The organism is Niastella koreensis GR20-10 (assembly GCF_000246855.1).
Lineage (GTDB): Bacteria > Bacteroidota > Bacteroidia > Chitinophagales > Chitinophagaceae > Niastella > Niastella koreensis.
In genome coordinates, this window is sequence record NC_016609.1 from 8,183,935 (window position 1) to 8,195,850 (window position 11,916).

The 11,916-nt window shown below is 44.5% G+C and carries 12 protein-coding genes; 5 read left to right on the plus strand and 7 right to left on the minus strand.

The genetic code is table 11. The features are described from left to right. Positions 1-9: 9 nt before the first annotated feature. Positions 10-1,560 carry an MFS transporter gene (locus NIAKO_RS32770; RefSeq protein WP_014222795.1) on the minus strand — a complete coding sequence of 517 codons (1,551 nt, stop codon included), beginning with the start codon at positions 1,558-1,560 and terminating at the stop codon, positions 10-12. 210 nt (positions 1,561-1,770) lie between these two features. Here NIAKO_RS32770 and acs point away from each other — a divergent pair, with 210 nt between their 5' ends. Continuing rightward, the gene (gene acs, locus NIAKO_RS32775; protein ID WP_014222796.1) at positions 1,771-3,687 is read left to right on the plus strand and encodes an acetate--CoA ligase; all 1,917 of its coding nucleotides are present in this window, start codon (positions 1,771-1,773) and stop codon (positions 3,685-3,687) included. Positions 3,688-3,860: 173 nt separating this feature from the next. Further along, positions 3,861-4,178 (plus strand): hypothetical protein, encoded by a 318-nt coding sequence (locus NIAKO_RS39010; protein WP_165761214.1) that lies wholly within the window; start codon positions 3,861-3,863, stop codon positions 4,176-4,178. 388 nt (positions 4,179-4,566) lie between these two features. Here the strand turns inward: NIAKO_RS39010 and NIAKO_RS32785 are convergent, their stop codons facing one another. The 5 genes from NIAKO_RS32785 to NIAKO_RS32805 all read right to left on the minus strand — a co-directional run bounded on the left by NIAKO_RS32785 (position 4,567) and on the right by NIAKO_RS32805 (position 8,213). Further along, positions 4,567-5,124, minus strand: a complete 558-nt coding sequence (locus NIAKO_RS32785) for a L,D-transpeptidase family protein (RefSeq protein ID WP_014222798.1) — start codon at positions 5,122-5,124, stop codon at positions 4,567-4,569. 244 nt (positions 5,125-5,368) lie between these two features. Beyond that, positions 5,369-6,229, minus strand: coding sequence for an outer membrane beta-barrel protein (locus NIAKO_RS32790; RefSeq protein ID WP_014222799.1), 861 nt, complete (start codon positions 6,227-6,229; stop codon positions 5,369-5,371). Positions 6,230-6,258: 29 nt separating this feature from the next. Then, positions 6,259-7,380, minus strand: coding sequence for an anti-sigma factor (locus NIAKO_RS32795; protein WP_014222800.1), 1,122 nt, complete (start codon positions 7,378-7,380; stop codon positions 6,259-6,261). Next, the gene (locus NIAKO_RS32800; protein ID WP_014222801.1) at positions 7,370-7,855 is read right to left on the minus strand and encodes an RNA polymerase sigma factor; all 486 of its coding nucleotides are present in this window, start codon (positions 7,853-7,855) and stop codon (positions 7,370-7,372) included. The genes NIAKO_RS32795 and NIAKO_RS32800 overlap by 11 nt, the downstream gene beginning before the upstream one ends. A 148-nt stretch (positions 7,856-8,003) precedes the next feature. After that, positions 8,004-8,213 (minus strand): hypothetical protein, encoded by a 210-nt coding sequence (locus NIAKO_RS32805; protein WP_014222802.1) that lies wholly within the window; start codon positions 8,211-8,213, stop codon positions 8,004-8,006. 213 nt (positions 8,214-8,426) lie between these two features. On the opposite strand from NIAKO_RS32805, the gene kbl reads away from it, so the two are divergent. From kbl to NIAKO_RS32820, 3 genes are all read left to right on the plus strand, one after another. After that, entirely contained in the window at positions 8,427-9,629 is a 1,203-nt protein-coding gene (gene kbl, locus NIAKO_RS32810) for a glycine C-acetyltransferase (protein ID WP_014222803.1), read from the plus strand. 123 nt (positions 9,630-9,752) lie between these two features. Further along, the gene (locus tag NIAKO_RS32815) at positions 9,753-10,796 is read left to right on the plus strand and encodes a tetratricopeptide repeat protein (RefSeq protein ID WP_014222804.1); all 1,044 of its coding nucleotides are present in this window, start codon (positions 9,753-9,755) and stop codon (positions 10,794-10,796) included. Between the two features lie 11 nt (positions 10,797-10,807). Next, positions 10,808-11,338 (plus strand): DUF3267 domain-containing protein, encoded by a 531-nt coding sequence (locus NIAKO_RS32820; protein WP_014222805.1) that lies wholly within the window; start codon positions 10,808-10,810, stop codon positions 11,336-11,338. 80 nt (positions 11,339-11,418) lie between these two features. On the opposite strand, the gene NIAKO_RS32825 is transcribed toward NIAKO_RS32820, so the two are convergent. Beyond that, positions 11,419-11,799 carry a RidA family protein gene (locus NIAKO_RS32825; protein WP_014222806.1) on the minus strand — a complete coding sequence of 127 codons (381 nt, stop codon included), beginning with the start codon at positions 11,797-11,799 and terminating at the stop codon, positions 11,419-11,421. Positions 11,800-11,916 lie beyond the last annotated feature (117 nt).

Genomic DNA, 11,916 nt, shown 5'->3' on the forward strand with positions numbered 1-11,916 from the left:
AAATATTATTTAATCGTTAACATCGGCATCTATGCGGTTGGAGATATACACCGCGCCGATGAAAAAACATATTGCCCCAACGATAATGGTATACCACAATCCTGATAATTTATCGGCTACATAAACCGTAGTGAGCAGGGTGGCAATAAAGGGTGTTAAGCCTCCAAACACGCCATTGCCGATGTGATAGGGTAATGACATGGAAGTATACCGGATGCGGGTTGGGAACAGCTCAACCAGGAAGGCGGCTATAGGACCATACACCATGGTCACATACAGGATCAGGATGAACATCCAGCCTACTATCTTTATATAAGTCCGGGTATCGAGCTTTTTTTCATTGTATATGGTGGCAGTTTGAGTTGCCGCAGCCCGGGCCGGGTTGGCCCATAAGGTATCCTGTTTTACTTCATGAAACACCGCACCGTCGGCATAATGTACTTCCCAGGTGCGGAGATGCAGGGAATCGGGCTTGCCTTTTTTTAAGGGCGTTGTGCCTTCGCTCAAAAATTTCCGGTGCGCCGTAAGTTCAGTTTTGCCGGTGGGTTGCGTTAAGTTGAGGAACTGTTTAAAAATAAATTGATAGGTGCATATGGCCAGCAGCATCCCGATGAGCATGATCCATTTGCGGCCTATTTTATCGCTCCAGCCGCCAAACACCACAAAGAAGGGCGTGGCAAACAATATGGCCCAGATGATGATGGTGCGTGACTGATCGAAATCGATATGACAAACGGTTTCCAGAAAGTTTTGTGCATAAAACTGACCTGTGTACCATACCACACCCTGACCCATGGTAGCGCCGAATAATGCCAGTAGTACCATTTTAAGATTGGCTTTATGGCCAAAGCTTTCCTTTAATGGATTGACCGATACTTTCCCCTCTGATTTTAGTTTGGCAAACAGCGGTGATTCGTTCATCTTCATGCGGATATAGATTGATACAATCACAAGCAGGATAGATGCCCAGAAGGGAATACGCCAGCCCCAGTCTTTAAAGCGTTCAATAGAGGTCGTAAGATCGGGGGCCAGTACGTGCCGGGTAAGCAGGATAACACCCAGTGAAAGAAATAAACCAAGGGTGGCGGTGGTTTGGATCCAGCTGGTATAATAACCACGTCTGTGCGGAGGCGCATGTTCTGCTACATAGGTAGCCGCACCACCATATTCACCACCCAGTGCCAGCCCCTGCAATAAACGAAGCAGCAAAACCAACAGCGGAGCAGCATAACCAATAGTAGTGTATTTGGGTATCAGCCCAATGGCAAAGGTAGAACCGCCCATAAGGATCAGGGTCAGCAGGAAAGTGTATTTCCTACCAATCAGGTCGCCTAAGCGGCCAAATACGAGGGCGCCAAAAGGGCGTACTATAAAACCGGCTGCAAAGGTGGCCAGTGTTGATAAAAGTGCAGCGGTTGGATTTTCTTTAGGAAAGAACTGATCGGCAATAACAGTTGTAAGGCTGCCAAAGATGTAAAAGTCGTACCATTCAATTAAGGTGCCTACCGAAGAGGCAGCAATAACCTTCCAGATAGTTTTTGATTCTGATGGTTGCGTCATATGGGAAGCGGGTTCTTAATAAGGCCCAGGCCTCAAGATACAAGGCTCCGATTAAACGAACAAACTAATGTGGTTAGATGCTAACGAGTGTAAGGTAAGAGCCGCAGGCCGCAAGCTGTAAGCAAATACAGAATACAAGAACTGAGAACTCAGAACTGATATTTTATTCGTAATTTGACACCCTAAATTTTAAAAGGGAAACAGATTGTTATGTCATATCCTTATCAGATAAAAACAGCAGACCAATACAAAACGGCGTACGAAAAAAGTGTTAACGATCCTGAAGGCTTCTGGGGAGAAATAGCTTCTACTTTTTACTGGCGTAAAAAATGGGATAAAGTGCTGGAGTGGGATTTTAAAAAGCCAACCATTAAATGGTTTGGTGGAGGTAAATTGAATATTACCGAAAACTGCATCGATCGTCATCTCGAAACATTAGGTAATAAACCGGCTATTATTTGGGAGTCGAACGATCCTGAAGAACATCACCGGGTATTAACCTATCGCGACCTGCACTTCAAAGTGTGTCAGTTTGCCAATGTGCTTAAGAACAACGGCGTTAAAAAAGGCGACCGGGTTTGTATCTATATGGGCATGGTGCCCGAGCTGGCAATAGCAGTACTGGCCTGTGCACGCATTGGTGCTATTCACTCTGTAGTGTTTGGCGGCTTTAGCGCACAAAGCATTGCCGACCGCCTGCAGGATGCGAAGGCAGAGTTTGTAGTTACCTGTGACGGCGCCTTTCGTGGTAATAAAGAAATTCCCCTGAAAGGTGTTATCGACGATGCACTGGTGCAATGCCCCTTTGTAAAAAGGGTGATTGTTTTAACCAGAACCCGCACGGCTGTATCTATGATAAAAGGCCGCGACGTTTGGTGGGAAGATGAGATCAAACGGGTGGAAACACAGGGTAACCCCGAATGTGTAGCGGAAGAAATGGATGCGGAAGACATGTTGTTTATTTTATACACCTCCGGTTCAACCGGTAAGCCAAAAGGAGTAGTGCATACTGTTGGTGGTTATATGGTGTATACCAATTATAGCTTTGTAAATGTATTTCAGTACCAGCCCGGCGATGTGCATTTTTGTACGGCCGATATCGGTTGGATCACCGGCCATAGTTATATTGTTTATGGCCCATTAAGCGCCGGCGCTACTTCGCTGATGTTTGAAGGCGTGCCTACCTGGCCCGATGCCGGCAGGTTTTGGGAAATCGTAGACAAATACAAAGTAAACGTATTATATACTGCACCTACGGCCATCCGCTCATTGATGGGTTTTGGCCTGGATCCATTAAAAGGCCGCAGCCTCGATTCGCTGAAAGTACTGGGTACTGTAGGTGAACCTATCAATGAAGAAGCATGGCATTGGTACGATGAGCACATCGGCAAAAAGAAATGCCCCATTGTTGATACCTGGTGGCAAACTGAAACCGGAGGTATTCTTATTTCCAACTTAGCAGGCGTAACCCCCGCTAAACCAGCCCATGCTACCCTGCCATTACCAGGCGTACAGCCGGTACTGGTAGATGAGAACGGGAAAGAAATCACCGGCAATTCGGTGAGTGGTAATCTTTGTATCAAATTCCCCTGGCCAGGCATATTGCGCACTACCTACGGCGATCATGAGCGTTGCCGCCTGAACTATTTTGCTACCTACGAAAACCTGTATTTTACCGGCGATGGTTGCTTACGCGATGAAGTGGGCAATTACCGCATAACCGGCCGCGTAGATGATGTGCTGAACGTGAGCGGTCACCGCATTGGTACAGCTGAAGTGGAGAATGCCATTAACATGCATGCCGGGGTGGTGGAAAGTGCAGTGGTTGGTTATCCGCATGATATTAAGGGACAGGGCATTTATTGCTTTGTTATTTACCAGGGCGCGCATGGTGACGATGAAAACCTGGCCCGCAAGGATATTACCCAAACCGTTGCACGCATTATTGGCGCCATTGCCAAGCCCGATAAAATTCAATTTGTAAGCGGGTTGCCTAAAACAAGAAGCGGGAAGATCATGCGCCGCATCTTACGCAAAATTGCTGAAGGTGAAGTGGATAAACTGGGCGATACTTCTACCTTGCTGGATCCTGGTGTGGTGGATGAAATAGCGAAAGGAAGATTATAGCAGATAGATATCAATTAATTTATATCTTAAAACCTCCTGAATTATCGGGAGGTTTTTTTATTGTTATCATTAATGCAAACGATAAAACCTGGGAGCCATTTGATGTAGTAGTAAGCAGCAATAAAAGAGTGCAGGTAAATTCATTGGTCGGGTACCTTAATAATTCCCAGGCTTTGAACTATAATTCATTTTACAATCCCAGTCCTTCAAAAACATTCGCCCCGGTTGCCCGCTATGCAGAAGTATTGTTGATCAATACGGAAGCAAACGTTGCTATGAATGCTTTATATTCTAATTACATCAACCAGTTGTTTATGTTTTGCGGTCAGTCAACAGTTACGTTTACCAATCAGGCCCAGGCAATGGATATTGTAAGAACGGCCTGGAAAAATGAATTCAAAACGCAGGTTACTGATTTTATGCTGATAAAAAAGTTGCTATCCACCAAAGGAGTATTCTTTGGTGGATTTTTTTTCGCCAATAGTGTATAATGAAGAGAAAGCAGGTTGTTGATAAAAAAAGAAAACCCCACTGGCTGGAGTATGTGGGGTCTTCATAGAGACGGAAACATTGACCGTTTTCTAAAGCCAACGTCCTTGTATGGATTGTTTTTGTCTCACAAATTCGTGGCCCGCTTTTGCGGACTGGTTGCATATGCAATATACGGTCCAAATGGATAAGTAGGTTGGGCTAAACCCGCTAATAAATATCAACATGACAACAAAGTAACCCGGAAAGTTGCTGCTGTCTAAAAAATAGACGACAAACCAGTAATAGTACTATGCCGGGTTGCGTAAAAGGCCTAGTTGTGTGTAAGAGTATACAAATAAACCCGGGTGTTTACGAAGCTGCATCAATGTTGTTTGCGATGAAATGAAATTACCGTTGAATAATCACTTTGGTGCCAATGTCAACTATCCCATCCAGTTCGTCGAGGTCTTCATTTTTTAATGCTACACATCCATTGGTCCAGTTGGTATAATCATCTACCACCAGCTCATCGTGTGGCCAGGTGCCGTGGATGGCTATACCACCGCCGATTTTAGCACTTTGCGGAATAATGCCTTTTGCCTTACGGTCTTTGAATTTAGCCCAGCTTTCGGGCGTGGGGTAATCGAGCATAAACATCTTATGCCATTTCTGGTGAGGCTTTTTGGAGAGTATTTTAAAAGTGCCTTCCGGTGTACGGCGGTCACCTTCGATTAGTTTATCGGAAAGATCTTTGTTGCCAAATACTACGGGATAGGTGGCATACCAGCCGTCTGCATCATACACCTGCAGCTCGTATTCAGATTTGTCAACAATCAAATACAATTCGCCCACAGGCTTAGACCTGAATAAATTTCTTCTAAAAACTTTTCTTTCAATGGTTCTGAATGCTGCTAATCCGGAGACAGCAACAACAATAAGGCCTGCGATAAGCCACTTAGATTTCATAAGTAAACCTGGTTTTAAGCGTAAAGACCAAGCAAATGATTAATGGGTTTAAAACTGAATAAAATTTAGTCGGCCACACCTCAAAACGGCGCGAGCCCCCATTTATTTTTTTTGAAAGGTCTTTTAACACAATATTTTTTGTGATTTTAAGGTCGCAAAAATAAGGCCATTGAAAATCAAATAATAAAAAAAACGTCCCGACTTTAATCAGAACGTTTTGTTGTTCATGGCTTTTTACTATATGTTAAAAGTGACTTAATCGCAATCCAAAATTGTAGGGGCGTTGATCGAGGCCTTTGTCAAACATGCTTGTGGCAGCATATGATCCGTATAATTTTACCGGGCCCAGGCCTAACTCGGCTATATAAGAGATCTTCCATGGCTTCAGATCAAAATCGTCGTGCTCTTTTTGTTTACCATTGGTGTTGGTGATGGTTTTTTGACGGCTCGAATACAGGTATCCGGCGCTGGCGCCTACGCTAAACCCAAAACCCTGTTTGCGATGCGGGGTGAAATTGAAATTCAGCATAACAGGAATGGTTACGTAATCCGCGGCGAGTTTATTTTTTGAATAGTTCCGCGAATTGTCAAGTACTACCTGTGTTGGGCTGGTGTGATAAAGAATGGGTTCTTTATAGCGATAATTATTTAATTCCACACCCAGGCCGTATTTCAGGTTTACAACACCCCTGGTGATGTTCAGCTTTTGCATGAAGGCCCAGATGTTAACGTTCACTGATTTGCCGTAACGTAATTTAAACTGGTCTTTACCAAAGCCGGGTGCGAACCCGGTTGCAGGGTCCTGGATGGCGCTGCCTTTGTAATCGGTTTGATCGTTATAGTTGGCAAAACCGAGGTCCACGATCCACCAGTTGGTTTTTACGCGCGAAGGCTTGGTATTGCGGTGGTAGGTTTTAGCTTCGTTGTTATTGTCGCTATCGTGGTTACGGCGTTTTTTAATAATGATCATTCCGCCTACGCGAATGGTGTCATTTTCGCTGGCCGTTGAATCTTTGGGGCTTGACTCGTTTCTGGTTGAATCGGTTTGGGCAAGGCCGGTTAAGCACATACTAATCCCGATCAGGAGTATTATTACCTGTTTCATCTTTACTGATTTTAACTATTTTAATGGTATTATTTTACGGCAAATTCAAGGTTGGCTATACGTATGCTTGCTTTGCCATCGTCATCGGGGCTGGTTACTTTTTCAACTACCCGTGATACTTTTCTTAAAAAACCTCTTAAAGGGGTTTTATTCGCTGATGTTACCGGAGTATTATTTCCTTCTTCATCCGGTTGAACGGTTATTGTATTGGCCGCTATTAAATTGCTGACTGTATTATTAATACCCGTGCCTTCCACTTCAGGCTTATCGTACAATTTTTTAACCATTACAACCGACCGGGGAGATAAGGAATTTTCGTTTTCACCTGCAGGGTCAACTTCCGGTTGTTGTTTCTTTTCTTGTTGTACGTATAAGGCTGACTGAATGTTACCGGGTTTTGAAATATTTTTCCTGATGGTTTTTTTAGCAAGAGCCTGGTCATCATTTGCCGGCTCAGCTTTATGAATTACAGGGACCTCCATTTTATCATCAGAACTATTCAACGGCGCAGGCAGGATGACTTTCACTGGCTTTGTTGGCTTCGCTACCACTATGCCACCTTTACCGGCATTAAAATGAGTTGACAAATAAAAAGCACCGCCGCCAATAATGAGTAGGGTAACCGCTGCTGCCGCAAAACGCCACCAGGGAAAGGCGATCACCCGCGCATCATCTTCTTCGGTACGGTATAAATAAGTTTTATCAGGGAAGGAGAGGCTGTTATCGGGCACCAGCTTCACCTGTTGTATCAATTCAAAATCTGCCTGGTATTGCGGATGTTTATAAACAAATTGTTCTACTTTATCTTTTTCTTCATTGGTTAATTCATCATCGCCGTAAAGAACGAAATATTCTTCGCAGTTTTCCTCGTTGATGGTATCTTTTGAATGCCGGAAGAGGTTTTCCTTTTGTTCAAAAACGATGCTGTCATCGGGCCGTAAAACCGACTGGTGCAACATCACCAGCTCTTCTTCGAGGTCGGGGTTTTGTTGAACGAACTGATCTACTGCCTCGCGTTCAATGGCATTCAACTCGTCATCAATATACATGACGAAAAATACCTCGTAATTGTCACGGGTAATAACAACGCCCTGGCCACCGCCGGGTGAGTTGAAATCAGCTGTTCTTATATGGTAACAGTTAAATGACATTTTCAGGTTTTACCAGATAGTTTTTTAATTGTATACGGGCGCGGTGAAGATACACTTTTACCTGGCTTTCGTTCAAACCGGTAATTTGTCCGATCTCTTCATACGAATACCCCTCATAGTCTTTCAGCAATACCAGTGAACGTTGTGTTTCGCTCAACCGGCTTAATGCTTCTTCCAGGATCTTACGGGTGTTGTACACAGGCTTGTCATAAACCTGTGTTTCTTCTTTAAACTCATCGCGCAATTGTACCCGTTTGGCTTTCCGCAAATGGTCTATCATTTGGTTATAAGCAACCGTAAACAAATAACTTTTGCATTTGGTATTATCCACATCTGCCCGGCTCCGCCACATTTTTTCAAATGCGGCCTGAACAACATCCCGGGCATCCTCTTCATGGCGAAGATTTTTAAGGATGAACCGGTACACGTTGTCCGCATACTCAGCTACGCATTGATTATACTCTTTCTCGGTCATAAGCAGAACCTGTCTGTTATTCTGTTTGTGTTAAGGTGATACGAACCAGGGTACTAAAAAGTTACAGGGAATTTCAGGAAATTTAAAAAAAAGAATCCCCCCGGTTCAGCCGGGGGGAGCTTATATAGAAACGTTGATTGTCATAAGTTTAAAATTGAGCATTGGCTATAGCCCGGCTCAGTGATTCCCAGATAAGAAAGTTGCTCTGGGTTTTATTACCATTACAGCAATCCTTAACTGATTTGAGGCAGTCATTGCTAACAGGCTTTTTTGAAGGATGCGTTGTGGCAAAAACAAATATACCAGCCAAAGCCACCAATAGTATGAGGGTTGAACGGATAAAGGTTTTCTTCCACATAATGCAATGTTTTGTAATTATAAGACGAAGTTAAAGGGCTTTTGTTACAGTTTTTTTAAGAAAAAGTTAGAATTACCACAAAGTGGTATGTAGTTTTCCCCGGATGGAAAAATTAACTAATACGATATGAGGGCTTTAGACTGTTACTGTTGAAACAACGATTTTACCTGTTCAAATTATTACATTTGTGGCATTACAAAAACTACATGCTCCATGAATGACAAATTAGTAAAACGCCTGGCCGATGAGCTGGCTGAGATAAAAGCTGCCGGTTTATTCAAAACGGAACGCATTATTGAATCGCCCCAGGGCGCCGAGATAACGGTAAATGGTAAAACGGTGCTTAATTTCTGCGCCAATAACTACCTCGGTTTATCATCGCATCCCAAAGTAATTGAGGCCGCCAAGAAATATGTGGATTACCGGGGTTACGGGATGAGCAGTGTACGCTTTATTTGCGGCACCCAGGATATTCATAAAGAACTGGAACAAAAGATATCTGCCTTTTTGGGTACTGAAGACACTATTCTGTATGTAGCTGCCTTCGACGCCAACGGAGGTGTGTTTGAACCGCTGTATAACGAGCAGGATGCCATTATCTCCGACGAACTGAACCACGCATCCATCATCGATGGGGTACGCTTATGTAAGGCCCAGCGGTTACGTTACAAGCATAATAACATGGCCGACCTGGAGGAGAAACTGAAAGAGTCACAATCGCTCCGTAACCGCATCATTGTTACCGATGGTTCCTTTAGCATGGATGGCACTATTGCCCAGCTGGATGCCATTGTTGCCCTGGCTGAAAAATACGATGCTGCTGTCATGATCGATGAGAGCCATTCGAGCGGCTTTTTGGGCAAAACAGGCCGTGGTACCCACGAATACCGCGGGGTAATGGGAAAAATTGATATCATCACCGGCACCCTGGGTAAAGCCCTGGGCGGTGCATCGGGTGGTTTTACCAGCGGCCGCAAAGAAGTGATTGAAATGTTGCGGCAGCGTTCCCGCCCTTATTTGTTCTCCAACACCCTGGCGCCGGGCATTGTAGGCGCTTCCATTGCCGTGTTGGACCTGTTGAGCGAAACCACTGAATTACGTGATAAGCTCGAATTCAATACCAAATACTTCCGCAGTAAAATGACGGAGGCCGGGTTCGACATTAAACCGGGCGACCATCCTATAGTACCTATTATGCTGTATGATGCTGTTATAGCCCAGAATTTTGCTGCCCGTTTGCTCGATGAAGGCATTTATGTAATTGGCTTCTTTTATCCTGTGGTGGCCAAAGGGCAGGCCCGCATCCGGGTACAATTGAGTGCAGCGCATGAACAACAACACCTTGACAAAGCCATTGCCGCCTTTGCGAAAATTGGTAAAGAACTGGGGGTGCTGAAAACAGCTGAGAAAGTATAATTAATTGAAACGTTGATAATATACAAGTCCGGGAGAAATGTCTTCCGGACTTTTTATTTACAGCAGTTGCACCGGTAAAGGATAAGTTATATTTTGGGGTGACCAAAAACCCCAGTCTCCCATATGGAAAATAACCAGTTGCCCGAAAACCCCGGTTCGGCAGAACCGAAAGGATGCATTAATTGTGGCAGTCGTTTAGTAGAAGAAAAATTTCCCACCCGTTTGTGTTCCGGTTGCCGGGAACTATTTATAAAATTCCCCATACCGTTAGGCATTAAGCTCTTTGGTACAGGGGTAGGGCTGGTATTGATCTTTGCCATGTTCTCCATTCCTAAAAATTTTATGCTGGCTAAACACCTGGAGAAGGGTAAACAATACGAAGCCAAAAAGCAATATAAAAGCGCCCAGCGTGAGTTCTCCGATGTGGTGTGGGAGGCGCCTGATAACCTGGAAGCCAACGAACATTTAGCTATAGCCGCCTTTTATAACCTCGACCTGGAAAGATTTATAAAGACGGTAGATAAAATGCAGGGTAAGAAAGTGGAGGACGAAGCCCTTTACAACCAATTGAGCGACCTGGTAACAAGAGCAAAAAGCTTTTATCCGGATGAAGAGTTGGGGGAAGTGCTGATGAAATATAATAAGAAAAAGGAGGTGCCTGATTCGGTGTATACAAACTACCTGAAGGAAAAGCCTGATAATGGATTTGCCCTTTACTCCTACGCCGGAATATTATATGGGCGAAATAACCTGGTTGGCGCCGATTCCATATTTCAGCGGTTGCTGGCAGTAGATGCACAACACCCGTTTGCATTGCGATGGATGGCCACCATTGCCCGTCAACGCGGGCAACTACAGGAATCTGCGCAATACTGTAACAAGATCATTGAAATAAATAAGGAAGCGGGGTATGCCTATGCTTCCCTGGCCCGCACCCGGCTTAAAGAGAACAAGCTGGCAGAGGGGCTGCAGATGGCGCAAAAAAGTGTGGATATAGATAAAGAAGATTCCTACAATGAGGCTACGCTGGCCATTGCGTTGCATATGAACAAACAATCTGCAAAAAGCAACGACGTGATAATGGAGTTAAAGCAGCGTAAAGATTCATCTGTTACCGGCGATCTTCAATTTGCGATGGATGTAATTAACCAAAAAGATTCACTTTAACCCTAAATAATATGTTTATACCTGGACCTGTAATCAGCGCCATAACCTTCCCTGGCGTGATTGTTCACGAACTGGCTCACCAGTTGTTTTGCCGGTTGTATAAAGTGCCTGTGTTTAAAGTAGTGTACTTTCAATTTGGCAACCCGGCCGGCTATGTATTGCATGAAGCACCTGCCAACAAATGGCAAAGCATTATGATCAGCATCGGGCCGTTTTTTCTGAATACGATCCTGGGTGCATTAATAGCCCTGCCAGCCGCCCTGTCTACCTATAACATCGATCATTCCGGTTTTCTCGAATACCTGTTAATGTACCTGGGTGTGTCCATAGCCATGCATGCTTTTCCCAGTACGGGAGATGCGAGCTCTATCTGGCGTGCATTGAATGATAAAGACACTAACTTATTCGTGAAAGCGGTAGGTTTTCCCATAGTGGGGCTAATTTACCTGGGTGCTATAGGCAGCTTTTTCTGGCTCGATCTGTTGTATGGCATTGGCGTGGCAATTGAGTTGCCAAAACTGATCATCTCACACTTTGTATAAAGCATTATATTAAAATAGTCAAATGAGTCAGTGGTCAGCAATGGCCACTGACTCATTTGGCTTTTAACAGTTGCTTCGGGTTATTTTGCTGCAATCATACTTATCTCCACATTCACGTTCCGGGGCAGGCCTTTAACCGCAACGGTTTCGCGGGCCGGGTAATTACCGGTAAAGTACTTTCCATATACTTCATTCACGGCAGTAAAATGCGACATATCACTCAGGAAAATCGTAGTTTTTACAATATGGCTGAAGTCGTAGCCAGCTTCGGTTAAAATCGCCTGCAGGTTTTTCATAACCTGGTCTGTTTCGCCGGCTACATCGGTAGCCTCTACCGTGCCGGTGGCAGGGTTAATAGGTACCTGGCCTGAAATAAATAACATATTACCGGCCTCTACAGCCTGGCTATAAGGGCCAATAGGAGCTGGCGCCTGGGTGGTAGTGATGATATTTTTTTGCATAAGCAAAGGTAGTGGTGAATGGTCAATGATGAATCGTGAAAAGGCCCTTGACAATAAAAACATGTTACCGGTTCCCGGTTGCCGGGCTTTTGCTTCGATTCCTGGTAATTGTTGGCT